The sequence below is a fragment of the Adlercreutzia equolifaciens genome, from assembly GCF_029076695.1.
GTDB classification, from domain to species: domain Bacteria; phylum Actinomycetota; class Coriobacteriia; order Coriobacteriales; family Eggerthellaceae; genus Adlercreutzia; species Adlercreutzia equolifaciens_A.
This window is the reverse complement of sequence record NZ_JARFIK010000068.1, coordinates 1-423: the sequence shown is the minus strand read 5'-3', so window position 1 is coordinate 423 and position 423 is coordinate 1. Positions and strand designations below refer to the sequence as shown.

The 423-nt window shown below is 65.2% G+C and carries 1 pseudogene; it reads right to left on the bottom strand.

Annotated elements, in window-relative coordinates:
* Positions 1-423, bottom strand: a pseudogene (locus PZH32_RS11500) (hypothetical protein); the annotation flags it as partial.

Genomic DNA, 423 nt, shown 5'->3' with positions numbered 1-423 from the left:
ATGATGGCCAGCAGTACCGGCGAGGCCGTGGCGATGAACAGGGCCGTCAGCACTGAGAACACCGCGATGCAGGCGAAGCCCACGGGCAGCAAGATGCCCGGACCGTGCTTGTCGTAGATGCGTCCCGCGAGAGGGGAGGCGGCGCAGGAGCACAGGATGGCAGGGAACAGCGTCAGCGAGGCCACCAGCGGCGTCGTGCCCAGTACCGACTGCATGAAGGTGGGCACGATGATGTTCATGGCGAAGATGGTCACCAGGGAAAGCATGTTGGCGATAACGCCCACCGCGAAGGGCGGGATCTTCAGCGGACGCAGATCGATCAGCGGCTCGGCCAAGGTGCCCTGGCGCTTCACGAAGAACACGAGGGCGATAAAGCCCACTACGGCAGCGCCCACGGCCACGGGCACCGAGCCCGCGAAGATG